Raw genomic sequence first — 14,745 nt, forward strand, 5'->3', positions numbered from 1 at the left:
TCCCGCAGCCACGATCCTCGTGAGGCTGCGCTACTGACGATGAAGCGCTGCGGATAGTTCTGGCATCTTCTCGCAGATGTACAGCTGAACGGTTCCTGCGCAAACGTTCTTCAGGTTCGATCAGTTAAATGTCGTGCAGGCCGGCATTCAGCCGACCTGCACGATTCCTGAGAAGGACGTCAGCTGGTCGTCGAGACTGCCTCGCGGGACTTCAGACCCATGATGGCGCGGGTTTCCGCGGGAGTGGCGACCCGGCGACCGACGACCTCGGCCAGCTGCTGGGCGAGCCGGAATGCCTCGAGGTTGCTGCTGATCCGGTCATCGCGGTGGGGCCACTTGAAGTACGTGTCCTCCATGCCGACCCGGATGTGCAGACCCATCAGAGCGGCCAGAGTCGCCAGGTGAGTCGAGGCCCGACCCGCGGCACACACCATGATGACCGCCTCGGGGTCGACATCGCGGATGGCTTCGACGGTTCGAGTCAAGCCTGCCACCATCTGTCGCGGGTTCTCCATCGGGCTGCAGCCCGGCAGCGCCGGCAGGACCAGCCATACGGCGCCGCTCTTGATGAGCCCAGACTTAAACAGGTACCGGTCGGCGTTGGAGACATCCGCATCCGTGTAGACCGCGATCTCCGGAACCGAACCGGCCTCCAGAATCTTGCGGGTCTTCTCCAGCAGGATCGGGGTCGGTTTCACGAACAGAGAATCACCCACGTAGGTGGCGGTACTGTTGATCGGAGCGGCGTCCAGCAGCCCGGACTCCAGGACTTGCTGCATCTTCTCCCACTCGCCGTCCAGAGCCGGAACCAAGCAGGCGTCCACGGGAACTTCGGGGAATTCCTCGTGCAGCGGCGCAATGACGGCCTCGAACCGCTCCGGAGAAAGCACGTTGTAGCCATCCTCATCCCTGACGTGGATGTGGATCGCGCTGGCCCCGGCAGCTGCGACTTCCCGTGCCGATGCCAGAATCTCATCGGGGGTGATGGGCTGGTTCGGGTTCTGGTCGTGACGGAAGAAGGCCCCCGTGATCGCCACTGACACGATCATCTGCTCCGGGATCTCCTCCCACGGCTCCGAGATCGGAGCGTCGTGGTAGCACGTACTCTCCAAGTCCATCACGGTCGGGATGCCGTACGGGCGCCAGATCATCTTCTGGTTCTCCCTGGCTACGCCCTTGGAAACCCGGTTCCAATCGATGTTCGTCATGATGCTCCTTTGGTTTCTTCTCTGAAGTGGGACGCACCGGAGAACCTCCACACAGGTTCCCGTATACGTCCCGACTGCTCTTTATTGAACATTAATTAATGAGTGTGGGTCAAGAGCTTGGTGGTTCATTGCTAACTGCTTACTCCCCTAGGCTGCCCGTAGATCTTGCAACAACTTCGATGCGCCGACTGCACGCGGGCATAACCCTCCGCACCCGCAGCGCCTCAGATAATGCGTGCAGATGCCGAGTCGCGGAAGACCAGCCTCTTATTCGTCGAGCGGATCACTCCGTTTGAAGGCGACGAACGGATCTTCCTGAATATTTTTTAGACGCCTAGTGAGTGCTTACGGCGGTGGCGGCAAGCAGGTCGCGGATTCTGGCCGGTTCAACGATTTCACCGTTGAGCGTGCGGTAGGCGGTCATTCCTCCCCCACCCGCGGACACCTTCCGCAGTGCAGTGAAGAAGTCACTAGGCTGTAGCACCTCAGGCGAGACCGTGCCGGGGCCCGGCACCTCGCCGGCCAGGGCGATCAGCGCGCCGGCGGCGGCTGGTGTGCCCGTGGCATCATCCTGCGGCATTTGGCCGCCTGACTTGAAGACGATGCCCTCCGCTCCGACGCGAACGTCGACGATCAGGCCTGACCCGACCGATGGCCGATCGCGGTACTGGGCCAGGAACGTGTCGAACGTGTCCGACATGACTTTGCCACTGTCTGCAGTGTCGGGCAGCCTCGACAGGAGCCAGCCAAGGTGGGTGAAGTCCTCGGGGATGAGACCGCCTCGATTCACCACGCGTGTCGCCCGGGTGAACAACGGGAGGGTGAGAACCTCGGGATGGCTCAATGTCAAGACCAGCTGCTCGCCAATCGGCTCGGGGAACTCGACGCGTTGCGGATTCAGCGCCTCCCATGCCGGTGTTCCCCCGAACTCGGGGATGGCTGTCGCGAATGAATGCGCGAAGTGCGGCACGACCGCGCCCGACATGTCGTTGGCATCGACACACCAGGTGATGTCGACACTCGCTTCGCCCGGCGGGAGTGCGTCGAGTGCGAGCCGGACCAGCACGTTCGTCGTTCCCGGGGCGGATCCCATGCCAATGAGGGCAGTCACGCCGGCCTTCACTGCTGCATCGTTCCGCTGGAGCAGCAGGGCCGTCGCGTCTGCGTCGTCGCAGATATCAACGTAGTCCGTGCCGGCCGCGATGGCTGCGTCGAGGATGATCGGGCCGAGCTTGAAGTATGGACCCGTGCAATTCAGCACCAGATCAGCGTCTGCAAGAACACGGTGCAGCACGTCTGCTTCCGCGATCAGATCGAACTGCCGCAGCTCTACTGGATGGTTTCCGGCGACGATCGCCTCTGGATCGCGGAAGGCGCGATCGCAGGCGATGATTCGCATCGCTTCCCTTGCTCGTCCTAGTCCCCGCAGCACTCCGGATGCCTGTGCACCAGCGGCGCCGAGAAGGACAATTCGTTTTTCTGACATAGCCCTACCTTTGGTTTGGTTGTCGCCCCGCAGAGTGGCAACGGTCGTACATTTGTCGGCTGATTCCGGATCGTTCCGGTTCAAGGCCCGGAACTGCCTCGTCCGGGTTGTTGAGCGAGGTCAGGAGGTTGCCGCGGCGCGCAGTGCAGAGGTAGCGGCCTCGTCGACAGCCAGCCCGTTTGGCCCGTCGGTGAAGACGACTCCGTAGGTGGCGGTGGCGTGCTCGCGAGTCTCCCATCGCTCGTTGACATCGTGAAGGACCAGGGCAGGGTCCCGGTCGAGGGGAGAGCCGTAGCCTCCACCGGAGGCGTCGATCCCGATGATAGTCTCGCCCGGCTGAAGGTGGACCGTGGCGGCGTTTGGCAGGCGTTCCCGGGTACCGTCGGCCCGCTCAATCCACGACTCGGCGCGGCGGCCATTCTGCCCGTTGGCGACCCCCTTTGCGGGCTCGACCTGGCCGTCGCAGAGGTAGATCACGGTTACCGGCCCGTTCGTCGGCGTGTAGGCGAGTTCGAACGCAGGGCCGCCGCGGAACCTTCCCGCCCCGGCCGAGTCGGGAAGGATGCGCATGTAACGGTGTCGGATCGGCATCTTGATCTCATCGATCTCCACCGAGTCTCGGTACATGAGCCCGCTCACGCACGGAACGCCGTAGGTCAGCCACCCGTCGGCGAACGGACTTGCCGGTCCGCCGTTTGCGGTCACGCACACCTGATTCACGAAGGCGCTGTCCGTTCGATGGTCCATGCCCGAGAGAGTTGCGTAGCCAACACCGACACCGACGGCGCCTTCCGCTACACCATGGTTCCCGCCGAGCTGCACGAACGCCGCGCCGACGGCGTTGATGAGGCGATCGGTGACGTTCGTGGTCGCGACCGAGCAACTGTGCGGGAATTTCGGCTTGCCGACCGCCGAACCCTCATTCATCGCGATCCGTACCCGGCGAAATGCACCGGAGTTTTTCGGGATGTCCGCCGTTAGTGCGTTAAAGATTCCACCGAACACTGCCGCTGCCGTCGTCGACTCGGTCAGGTTCAGGCCGCAGTCGACGTTCGGACCGTTCTCGGTGAGATCGACGTCGATCATCCTGTCGTGAGGATTGATGTCGATGATCACGGAGAAGTCGAGGCCGTCGGGAAGGTATGGCTCGAAGGCGTCGTGCCGGCCGGTGTTGCGAATCGTCGCCGCCGGCAGTTCGGCGATGGCTGAGGCCATAACCGTTTCCGAATAGTCCAGCCAGTCCTTGATGAACTGCTTGACCCGATCCATGCCGTACTTGGCAACGAGTTCCTTCAGCCGACGCTCGGCGACGCGGGCCGCGCCCAGCTCCGCCAAGAAGTCTCCATACCACTGGGACGGCACCCGGATGCGCGAACGGCACATTCGGATAACGTCGTCGATGTTCTCGTAGCCCGACTGCACCTTGACGACGGGGAATATTACCGCGCCCTCTTCGTAAACGTCCCGGGCGGCGGCGTGGTATGTCGTCGGAATCGAGTTTCCGACATCGGCCTGATGGGCCTTGGCGACGGCCGTGAAGAGATGCTCACCGTCGATGACAACCGGGACCAGGACGGTGTGGTCGGCCGCGTGCGAGTTACCGGTGTACGGGTCGTTGTCCAGGAAGGCATCTCCCGCGCACAGATCGGGATGCGCCCGGCGCATTGCCGCGGCTTGGAGTTGGGTGCCGTAGATGTGCACCGGCAGGCCCTCGGCGGCGGCCAGCAGTTCGTCCTCGCTGGTCAGGATGGCGCACGAAAAGTCGCGCGCACTGTTGATCACCGCAGACCTGGCGGAGCGCAGCAGGGTATTGGTCATCTCGCGGACAATGCCGTCGATCTTGTTTGCCATGATCGCGGTTTGCACGGCGTCGAAGGTCGGCGGTGCGGTCAGTCCCTTGCCTGCCGAACCTTGGGTTTCCGTGGCTTCGAATGCGGGGGCGCTCATGCTGCTCCCTCCTCAATCTGCAGTAGGTAGTTGCCCGCGTCGGATACCCGGGCAGCCATGCCTGGGAAAATGACAAGGGTGGTGGTGGGTTCTTCGACGATCGCGGGGCCCAGCACTCGGGCCCCGGGACGGAGGTCGTCCGGCTTGTACACGGGTGTGTCCACCGATCCGTGCTCACCGAAGTAGCACGTGCGCGAGCGGGTCGACACGGCCTCGTGGTCTTCACTGGACTGGCGCGAGTCCTTCACGCCGGGCAGTTCAATCGTGATACGTGCCGTCCAGTTGAGGAACTCGATATCACTGCCGATGTCGCGTACGGCATAGACGCGTTCGTGTAGATCATGGAAGGCGGCGAAGAGCGCTTCTTGGTCCTCATCGTTGTAGAACTGGTCGCCCGGCAGCGGAACATCGATAGACCAAATCTGGCTCTGGTAACGGGCTTCGACGCTGTACTCAACACGGTAGTACGGGTAGTGGTCCCCGAAACCGGCAGCGAAATCAGTCAACGACTCGGTGAGGCCGTTGAGCACTCCGTTGACGCCCTGGGCGTCAAAGCCGTGCGCAGTCGTGATAAGTGCTGCGGATTGCTCCTTCACAATGTCGGCGAAGTGCATGCCGGATGCCGACAGCGCCGAGGCTAGCTTCGGCAGCACGACGCGCTTGCAGCCGAGCTCCTGCGCGATCTGCATGATGTTGAGCCCGGCAGCGCCGCCGCCTGCGACGAGGGTGCTCTCCTGCGGGTTGAGCCCCTGCCCGATCGTGATCTCGTGAACGGCCTTGACCATCGACTGGCTTGCGATGGTGATGATGCCCCACGCTGTCTCCTCGATCGTCAGGTCGAGTTTGCCCGCCACCTGGCCCACAGCTTCGCGGGCCGCAGCTGCATCGAGGGTCATCCGGCCGCCCAAGAAGTAATCCGGGTCGAAGAAACCGAGAACACAGGCCGCATCTGAAACCGTGGGCTCAAGTCCGCCGTTGCCGTAGCAGGCGGGGCCGGGCTCGGAACCCGCGGACTGCGGGCCGACGCGCAGCAACCCGCCGCTGTCGACCCAGGCGATGGATCCACCGCCGGCTCCGAGCGAACGGATGTCGACGGAGGAGATACCGAGCAGATCGCCTTCCCACTGGGGACCGATCCAGGTGTCGCGTGTCTTGACCACGGCCCCGTCTCGGGAGATCCCCACATCGAAGGTCGTTCCGCCCGTATCTGCGACGATGATGTCCGCGCCGAGATCCTCAGCCCCGGAATAGTGCAAAGCTGCCAACGGTGCCATGGAGGGGCCGCTGCGCGCCGCGTGGATCGGGGACTTAATGACCTCCTCAATGCTCATGACACCACCGAGGCTGGTTGAAACGAGGATGCGATCGGTGTACCCGAACGCACGCAGGTCCTGTTCCAGTTCCCGGAAGTGCCGCTGCATTAGCGGCTTCAACGAAGCGTCGATCGCCGCAGCCGAGGTACGTCGGTATTCCCGAATGATCGGGGCGATTTGGTGGGACAGGGTCACCGGAACATCGGGAGCCAGCTCCTTAATGATCTCGGCAGCACGCAACTCATGGGCGGGATTGACCACGGACCACAAGAACGCGACAGCGATCGCCTCCATACCGTCAGTCAGGAGCTGCTCGATGGTGGCGCGCAGGTGCACCTCGTCAAGCTCATCCACGACGTTTCCATCAGAATCGATGCGTTCGCGAACCCCCGCGGTGCGGCGGCGAGGGATGTACGGCTCCGGGTAGGGCTTCGAGAAGTCGTGGCCATCGTGCTTGCCACCCTCCTTGAGCACGAGCACGTCCTCGAACCCCGCCGTGGTCAGCAATCCCGTCTTGGCGGTGTTACGTGTCACGATGGCGTTTGTTGCCCGAGTCGTCCCATAAATGAACAAGTCCGTGTCGGCAATGAGTTCCTTCGCCGTCAATCCCAGCTGCTCCGCAGCGAAGCCCAATGCCTGCGACATGCCCGTAAAGACCCGATCATGCGTCGTCAGAGACTTCCCGATCAGCGGTTGAGGGCCCCCGCGCACGACGACATCGATGAAGGTTCCGCCCGTGTCTGCCGATATCTGGTATCCCATCCGGCACTCCTTCGTCCTAATGGTTTGCCACGCCATCTCCGACGTGTTTGAGCCTATTCTTTAACGTTAAGTAAGGAAGTGTCAAGGAACACACTGAGATCGCTGTTCCGCGATACTGATGCTTGACGGCGCGCCCGTCCCGTACAATATTGAATAAGAGTTAAACGTGATGAATGTGTAGCGATGCCAAGGAGGCGCCGTGAGCCTGTTGGACGAATCAGCGATGCCGATGCCGTTCCCTACCCTGCCCGAGGCACTGGAACATTGGGCGGTTAAGAGTCCAGGGCGGATGGCTTTGACCGCCGGCCCCGAGGAACTGACCTACGCCCAGCTTTCCGAACTTGTCGGCCGGTGCCGGTCCTGGCTGCGCGCGCAGGGTGTCTCTGCCGGCGATCGCGTCGTCATCGTGGGATTTAATACGACTTCGTGGGTCGTCCATTATCTCGCGGTGCTGGGTCTGGAGGCGGTCATCGTGCCTGCGAACAACCGCCTAAGTCCCAGGCAGTTCGCGGATCAGGTCGCAACGCTCGGTGCCACACTTGTTCTGCGGGACGAGGACCACGCTGAGCTCTCCTCTGGCGTCGTCGGGGTTCCCGTGCATGATCTGCACCATGAGCTGCCTGGAGAGCCGTTGCCGCTGACGAGCCCATCGCCGAAGGCTGCCGCATTGATCAGCTTCACTTCGGGAACCACGGGTCGTCCGAAGGGTGCGACTCTGACGCACGACGCGCTCGCTCAAGCGTCGTGGGCGTTCGTGCGGGTTATGTACACCGGGCCGGAGGAATCGACCCTCGTCGTGGTTCCGCTCTTTCACAACACGGGTTTTGTAGACCAGTTAGGTCACATGCTGTTGGTGGGCGGTCGAACGGATCTGTTGCGGAAGTACAAGACCGCCTTGGTGATCGAAGCACTTCGGGCCCGCCCGGTGACTTATCTGGCGGCGGTGCCGAGCATCCACCGGCTCATCATGCTGGCCGAGGGCGCCGATGAGGCGCTCGAGCCTATGCGGATTCTGCTATATGGTGGCTCGCCCATGCCGGCAAGCTGGATCCATGAGTACTTGGAACGGTGGCCGAAACTGCGCCTGTATCACGGCTACGGCTTGACAGAATATGGGTCGGCCATTTCGTTCCTCGGGCCTGAGCACGCCGCTTCGCGGGGAGAGTCCGTCGGCCATGCGGTCCCCGGCACGAGCATCCGCATCGTGGGCGAGGACAACCAGGACGTCGCGCCCGGCGAAGTCGGCGAACTGCTTGTTCAGGGCCCGACCATGATGAAGGGTTACTGGCAGCAGCAAGAACTGACCGCCGCGAAAATCACGGACGGCTGGCTCCGCACTGGGGACCTGGCCCGCGTCGATGAGGAGGGCTTTTACTACATCGAAGGCCGGGTCGACGACGTGATCAATCGGGGCGGCGAGAAGATTCTTCCCACTCACGTCGAAGGGCTAATTGCGGAGGACGCCGCGGTGGCTCAGAGCATCGTCTTCCCGCTGCCCGACCCCATCCTGCAGCAGCGCGTCTACGCTGCCGTAGAGAAGAAGCCCGGCCAGCACTTCGATGAGGATCGAATCATGCGACATGTCCAATCCGCCCTTCCGGACTACGCGGTGCCTGAACGGATTTTCGTCTCCGATGCATTGCCGCGGACGGCAAGCGGCAAGATTGACCGCCGTGCAACGGCGGAGCATTTTTCCGCGCTCGTGATAAACGTAAAGTAAGGCAACACCAAGGGCCGCCCTGGGAGGGGACAACATGACGACGACAACCCAACGTCGGGTACCGAAAAAAACACCCGGGCGAACTAACGGTGATGCACGGGGCCAGGTCGGACGGGACCGCGTCATGGCCGAAGCGACCAAGATGTTCCTCACTGTCGGGTACGCAGGCACGAGCTTGAAACGGATCGCCGCCGAACTAGGTGTTTCCGCTCCCGCCCTGTACTGGTACTTCCCGTCGAAGGAGGATCTATACATCGAAGTCATCGAGGCTTCGATGCGCGATTTCGTTGATTTCGTCCGGGCGGCCACGACATCGACGGATCCCGCCGAGCAGCTCGAGCAATTGGTGCGAGCTCACGTGATTTGGCAGCTTGACCAGACGGAGTCCGCTCGTGCGTTCGACCTAAGCCGCGTTCAGAGCCCAAATATCCCGGCCGAACGGTTCGAGCCGACGCGCCAACTCCAAATCGAGTATCGCGGCGACGTGCGACTTCTGTTGCAGCGGGGCCAGACCCTCGGTGTCTTCGACATCGACGATCTCAAGGTGACGGCCTCGGCGATCATCACCCTCTGCGAGTACTCCCACACTTGGTTCAACCCCCAAGGGCCGCTGACCAGCGCCCAAGTGGCGGACAAGATGGTCGACCTCGCCCGCAGGATGGTCGGGGTCAAGGCCATCGAGCATGAGGCCGGCTAAGCTAGCCGGCTCCCGTATACGAGCTCTATTTAGCACCACAGTACGATCAATCAACTGCCTTGGGTGGCCGTGGCCACCAACTCAAGGCCAGGACATCACCTGGAGGATATATGAGCACCGAATCCACACGGCAACTGCTGCGCGAATACCACGAGGCGTGGGGGCGCGGGGACCAAGAGGCCGGCATCGCTTTTTTTGCCGATGACGTCGTTGTCCACATGGGTGGGAACGGGCCGCTCGCTGGCAAGTACCACGGCCGTGACGCCTTCGTAAACGACTGGATTGGCCGTGTGAATGACTACGTGGATCGCTGGGAAGTCGGGGACGAGGACGAGATCCTGCTCGTCGGTGATGACGGTGTGCTCATGATGGTTCATGAGGTCTGGGGTAAGGGCGATCGGTCGGTCAAGACGGATCGCTTGGGCTTTTATCGCTTCAAAGAAAATAAGATCGTCGAGTGCTACTTCAGCGACATGAACCAGCCCGAAGTAGACGCCTTCTTCGGTGACCTCAGCTGAACTGAGGCTTTCGCTCGAGAACACTTGGTGTAGATGTAGCCCGGACCTCGCTCCGGGCTACATCTTCGCTTTAGGGGTCGCCCGGATCCACCCAGGGGTGACTCATATTTCTTCCGCAAGGGATCCGGCCGCCTTAAGTGGCGTGTCTCGACTGTCAGGTCGCGGAGCATGGCGAAGAGGGCAGGGCAGCGGCGTCTGGCCAAGGGAATCAACGCCTGTTTGCTGCGTTTCCCCTCGGCGCGTTTCCGGCCTTAGCACCCTTCTGACTCGAAGGGATGGCTGCCGAGGATTGAAGTAGTCGATCTCCCGGTCACCGGTGCGGATCCGGAGTAGAAATCCATCTCCTGCGGAGGCGAAGTCCTTGCCGACGGTCGCGGTGACGATATGAACTTCCGTCCTGAGGCTGCCCGCCGGCGTGAGGGCAGGACGAAGAGTAGAGCCCTAGAGGCCCACTGCGTGGTAACTATCCTGAGCTTGGAAGGCCGTACTGCTTCCAGTCACGTCAGCAGTTGGGTGGACCGGTTCGAGCCAGCCCCGTCGGCTTTGATGTTTCTGACGGGAGGCGAGCGATCCGGGTGCGCGAGTTCTTGGCCGCAGGACCTGCCATAGCCGCGGCGCAGATGACGGCGCCGAGGAGTGAGAGGCGGCCGCCATGATGTCAAGACGGCCGCCCCCGACTGGTCAGGAAAGCCGTACTGTAAGTCCCTCGCAGTTGCGATGCCGGTCGGAAAAGACCCACTCCGGCTCTCCGACGATCTCGATTTTCTCGGCCCGCTCGGCGAGGACATCGAGCACAGCACGCATCTCAATCCGTGCGACGGCCTGCCCGCAACAGCTGTGGGTGCCCGCTCCGAAAGCGATGGCCATGCTGGCTGACGGTGGGCGAGTCCAGTCGAATCCATCAGGATCGCGAAAGACCTCCGGATCGCGGACTGCTGCCCCAAGAATGAACCGAACCATGGTGTTGGGAGGAATCATGAATCCCCGGATTTCGTAGGGTTCAGTGGTGTATCGATCGACGAGCACCTCTGGCAGGGCACGCCGGAACGCCTCGTTGATGATTGCGGTACGCGTGTCAGGGTCTTCCCGATAGGCCTTCCATGCCTCTGGATAAGCGGCCATGTCGGCCAGTGCCGAGGCCATGGTGTAGCCCGGGTTGTGGGCGGCGGATCCCCACAGAATCTGCAGCGATTCTTTGAGCTCCCGATCGGTCAGGCCACCCTCGTCCGTGATCCTGATCATCTCGTCGAGGAGCCCTTCACCGGGGTTCTTTCTCTTCTCCTTGATCAAGCGATCCGCGTTGAACATCATGAACCCGAAACCGTCCCAGGCGCGGGTCTTCTCCTCGTCCGTCGGTTCCCAGCCGAGCGCGTCCATCGTCTGGTTGGTGGCCAGGATGTAGGGCATGCCGTCCTCACGGGGAATCCCCAACACAGCGGCCATGGCGTCCTGGGCCGGCTGCACGCCAAGCTCTCGGTGTGCATTGATGATGCCGTCCGGGCCTACTCTGTCGAGCGCCGCCCGAGCTGTCTCAGCGGCGACATCGCCCATGCCCTTAGCGGCCTTGGGCGTGAGCCACTTGCGGAAGGACTTATGGATCCGGCTGTGCTGCTCCCCTTCGGTGAGCAGCACAGAGTGGAGGTTGGAGGCCCACGGACTGTCACCGATGCCGGCCGGCGGCACGGCCACCAGCGACGTGCTCTTGAGGTGTTCGGTGACGTCCTCGTACCGCGTGATGACAAACGAGCCGTCCTCGAGCTTCAGGACCGGGTACTCTTCGCGCACTCGTGCGAACCAAGGCCAGGGCGCCTTGATGAACTCCGGGTCGCGCCAGGGCAGGAGGTCTTCGTCGGCGGATGGTGTGATCGCATGCTGCGTCGTTGTCACAGTGTCTCCTCTATCGGTGTTTTGATCTGCGGGACTGTGCCGGACGCCCGCGGGCTGCCCGTGTGCCAGTTGAACGCACAGACCGTCGCGTCATGCTCAACGCTGGCCACCGTGGTGCGTGGCTTGGATGGGCGTCGGCGCTGATGTCGTCAGCCGGGCATCTCACCGGCACCTCTTGAATACATGTTAAGTGGATCACACGCCTTTCGTCAACGCACAAGCATGCGATCGATTCTTGCGTACACAGCAATGTTGCGGCGTTGTCGCCGTTCTCCATGGGATGTTCAAGACCATCCCCTAACAAGCGATAACGAGTGGCTGGGTGTCGTCTTGAGAGTGCCGGAGCGTACGCGAGTCCATAATCACTCGAGGGCGATGCTCCCGAGCCGCAGTGGCGGCCCCGCCTCAGCTGCCGTGGCAGGGGTGGTGCCAGCACTCGACCTAGTACCGCGTCAGGTAACTCTTACGCGTTTGATGGTTGCGGCCCGGGTGATGACCTTGCGAAGTCGTGGGTCGGTGGCATGGCGGCTGCCCCAAGCGATGTAGCGACGGTGCCATCCAGGGCGAAGTAGCTCAGCCCGGTCAGCCGGAGGCGCCCGGCATGCTGGGATCTGGGTCAGACCCGGGCCGGCAGGTGCTGTTGCGCCCAGGCTAAAGACCAATCCTTCAGTGGTGTCTGGAAGTCGAGCTGCAAGCCGGGAGCCAGTGCCATGCGTCCTTCGCGCAGATCGTCGAGGAGGCGTTCGGCTTCCAGCGAAGGGTAGTCGAGGTAGCCGCGGTCATCGCCGCCATAAAAGGTATCGCGCCGCCACTTATTGAGCGGTGCGTTGGCAGCAAAGCGGGCCGGTAGGTCTGGGTTCGCGAGGAAGGGGCGGCCGAATGCCACGGCATCGACGCTGCCCTCCTGCACGACGCGAAGGGCGCTCTCCCGGTTGTAGCCGCCTGCACCGATCAAGCGGCCGCGGTATTTCTTGCGCGCCCACGAGCTGTCGATGATCGGTGTCTCACTAGACTCGGCTGCCGCTTCATCTCCTGCGATGCGCGGCTCGACAAGGTGGACATAGGCAAGGGCGCGCGGAGAGAGGGCTTCGAACACGTAGGTGTAGAGCCCGATCGGGTCGGTGTCGAACATGTCCTGAAAGATGCTACTGGGTGAGAAACGGACACCGACCCGATCTGCCCCCACTACGTCGATCAACGCGTCGACAGCCTCTAGCAGCAGACGCGCGCGGTTCTCGATGCTGCCGCCGTAGCGGTCCGTGCGCTGATTGGCGCTGTCGTGGAGAAACTGATCGATGAGGTAACCGTTGGCTGCATGCAGTTCCACACCATCAAAGCCTGCTGCCCGAGCGTGACGAGCAGCCACCGCGAATTGTTCCACGATGGCTGGGATCTCATCGGTTTCGAGCGCACGAGGCGTGACGTAGGGAACGGGCCCCTCATGGCTGGAGGTAAAGCCCGACGCGGCGATCGACGACGGGCCGACAGGGATCTTGCCTTCTGGCTGGAGGGTGGGGTGAGAGGCCCGTCCCGAGTGCCACAACTGGGCGACAATGCTCACGCCTTCCTCGTGCACAGCCTCGGTGATAGGTTTCCACGCCTGTGCCTGGGCGGTCGTCCATAGGCCCGGGATGTCCGGATCGGCCACACCTTCGGGAGATATCGCAATCCCTTCCGAAATGATCAACCCCGCCGATGCTCTCTGGGCGTAGTACAGCTGGGCCGAGGGGCCGGGACGGCCGTCGGCCCAGGGCTCGGCTGCGTGTCATGGGCGACATGATGATGCGGTTGGACAACGAGAAGGCACCGAGGTCTATCGGTTCAAAAAGCGACTTTTCATTCATGTCAATCTCCGTTCACGTGCAGTTGTGGTGTTTGCCCGACGATGCTGCCCGTCGACGTCAGTAAGAAGGCCGGAGCCGGTAAATCGGCGTTACTAGATGTGTTCATCGTCTTACTGGATTCCGGCCGTGGCCCACGGGCGACCTTGACCCTCAGTTGTTCAAGCGGAGGGGCAGCTTGGTGAAGTGGCGGGAGAAGTCGGCGTTGTTCATTTCGAAGGGACCGGCCAACTCGATGGAGGCGACCCGGGACGCGACCGCCTCGAAGATCGTGCGTGCCTGGGCGCGCGCATAGCCTTGGCCAGCGCAGGTGTGCGGACCGAGGCCGAAGGAGAGGTTCTTGCTGTGTTCCTGCGGCCGTCGGAAGTCGAACCGGTGCGGGTCCTCGAAGAACTCCGGGTCACGGTTCGCGGCGCCGATCATATACCGGATGCGGGACCCGGCCGGGATCTGCACGCCGCGGATGGCGACGTCCTCCAGCGTAGTGCGATAGAAGGACAGCTCGGGCGGGTCGTATCGGACGACCTCGTTGATGATGGCGTCCCGGGTCTCTTCGTGGTCCCGGAACGCCGCATAGACCTCGGGTAGTTCCGCGAAGACGCGCAGGCCTGCGGCGATGAGGTAGCCGATGTCCATGTGGCCGAGGCTATAGAACATGAGGGCGGTGGCCCGCATTTCCTCGGCTGACATCTTGCCCTCGCGTTCGGCTTCCAGCAGGGCGTCGGTGAGGCTGTCGGAGGGTGTACTCCGTCGGGCTTCCAGGAACGCGTCCGTGCGCTGGCCGAGCTTGTCGAAGCCTTCTGCGGCCTGTTCGAGCGTTCCCGGCCGTGGCCGTGCCGAGAGCATCGGCATCGTGTCCGCCATCTCGGTCATCACCTCGGTGGCGTCCGCGTCGTCGACCTGCAGCACGCGGCACATGGTGCGGTGGGTCGGCAGGATCGACAGGTCGAGCCAGCCGTCGAGGGTGTTCTCCTGCATCTGGTCGAGGATCTCGTGGGTGACGGAGGCTGTGGTGGTGACCCATTCGCGCACGGCCTTCGGGGCGAACCACTTGGTCGTCAGGCGCCGCAGGCGGGTGTGATCAGGAGCGTCCCTGCCAATGATCGTGGAGCTGGCCACCGACCAGGGGCCCGCCGCATCCCAGCCGGGTTCGACGGACATGCAGGCCATCGGCCCAAACTCCATGACGTCGTCGTAGCGCGAGACCACATAGTCGCCCGTGTCATCGAGCAGTACCGGCACCTCGGCCTGTGCCCGTGCATACCAGGGGTTCGGATCCCGTTCGAACTCGGGATCGTCCCATGGGTAGTACTCGTAGGCGGACAACTGCCCCTCCCCCGGTGGGAGGGTTCGGCACCCGTTAAGT

10 protein-coding genes and 1 pseudogene are annotated in these 14,745 nt (G+C 62.7%); 3 read left to right on the forward strand and 8 right to left on the reverse strand.

What is annotated here, in order from left to right; genetic code table 11:
• Positions 1-179 precede the first annotated feature (179 nt).
• From AC5RW2_RS20460 to AC5RW2_RS20475, 4 genes are all read right to left on the reverse strand, one after another.
• Positions 180-1,208, reverse strand: a complete 1,029-nt coding sequence (locus AC5RW2_RS20460) for a beta-keto acid cleavage family enzyme (RefSeq protein ID WP_494074412.1) — start codon at positions 1,206-1,208, stop codon at positions 180-182.
• A gap of 334 nt (positions 1,209-1,542) precedes the next feature.
• A complete protein-coding gene (locus AC5RW2_RS20465; RefSeq protein WP_494074475.1) occupies positions 1,543-2,694 on the reverse strand; it encodes a saccharopine dehydrogenase family protein in 1,152 nt (383 codons plus the stop codon).
• A 120-nt stretch (positions 2,695-2,814) separates the two neighbouring features.
• On the reverse strand, positions 2,815-4,641 hold the full coding sequence (locus AC5RW2_RS20470; protein WP_494074413.1) for a hydantoinase B/oxoprolinase family protein: 1,827 nt from the start codon (positions 4,639-4,641) through the stop codon (positions 2,815-2,817).
• Positions 4,638-6,716 carry a hydantoinase/oxoprolinase family protein gene (locus AC5RW2_RS20475; protein WP_494074414.1) on the reverse strand — a complete coding sequence of 693 codons (2,079 nt, stop codon included), beginning with the start codon at positions 6,714-6,716 and terminating at the stop codon, positions 4,638-4,640. The genes AC5RW2_RS20470 and AC5RW2_RS20475 overlap by 4 nt, the downstream gene beginning before the upstream one ends.
• A gap of 199 nt (positions 6,717-6,915) precedes the next feature.
• Between AC5RW2_RS20475 and AC5RW2_RS20480 the strand changes: the two genes are divergently transcribed.
• The 3 genes from AC5RW2_RS20480 to AC5RW2_RS20490 all read left to right on the forward strand — a co-directional run bounded on the left by AC5RW2_RS20480 (position 6,916) and on the right by AC5RW2_RS20490 (position 9,651).
• Complete coding sequence (locus AC5RW2_RS20480) at positions 6,916-8,436, forward strand: class I adenylate-forming enzyme family protein (RefSeq protein WP_494074415.1); 1,521 nt, start codon at positions 6,916-6,918, stop codon at positions 8,434-8,436.
• Between the two features lie 124 nt (positions 8,437-8,560).
• The gene (locus tag AC5RW2_RS20485; RefSeq protein ID WP_494074416.1) at positions 8,561-9,133 is read left to right on the forward strand and encodes a TetR/AcrR family transcriptional regulator; all 573 of its coding nucleotides are present in this window, start codon (positions 8,561-8,563) and stop codon (positions 9,131-9,133) included.
• Positions 9,134-9,243: 110 nt separating this feature from the next.
• The gene (locus AC5RW2_RS20490; protein ID WP_494074417.1) at positions 9,244-9,651 is read left to right on the forward strand and encodes a nuclear transport factor 2 family protein; all 408 of its coding nucleotides are present in this window, start codon (positions 9,244-9,246) and stop codon (positions 9,649-9,651) included.
• A gap of 152 nt (positions 9,652-9,803) precedes the next feature.
• On the opposite strand, the pseudogene AC5RW2_RS20495 reads toward AC5RW2_RS20490, so the two are convergent.
• From AC5RW2_RS20495 to AC5RW2_RS20510, 4 genes and pseudogenes are all read right to left on the reverse strand, one after another.
• Positions 9,804-10,083: pseudogene (locus tag AC5RW2_RS20495) on the reverse strand (IS110 family transposase); the annotation flags it as partial.
• Between the two features lie 249 nt (positions 10,084-10,332).
• Positions 10,333-11,538: a cytochrome P450 gene (locus tag AC5RW2_RS20500; RefSeq protein WP_494074418.1), complete on the reverse strand. Its 1,206-nt coding sequence runs from the start codon at positions 11,536-11,538 to the stop codon at positions 10,333-10,335.
• A gap of 616 nt (positions 11,539-12,154) precedes the next feature.
• Positions 12,155-13,255 carry an alkene reductase gene (locus tag AC5RW2_RS20505; protein WP_494074476.1) on the reverse strand — a complete coding sequence of 367 codons (1,101 nt, stop codon included), beginning with the start codon at positions 13,253-13,255 and terminating at the stop codon, positions 12,155-12,157.
• A gap of 277 nt (positions 13,256-13,532) precedes the next feature.
• On the reverse strand, positions 13,533-14,705 hold the full coding sequence (locus AC5RW2_RS20510; RefSeq protein ID WP_494074419.1) for a cytochrome P450: 1,173 nt from the start codon (positions 14,703-14,705) through the stop codon (positions 13,533-13,535).
• Positions 14,706-14,745 lie beyond the last annotated feature (40 nt).

This window comes from Arthrobacter sp. B0316-1-20 (genome assembly GCF_059091865.1).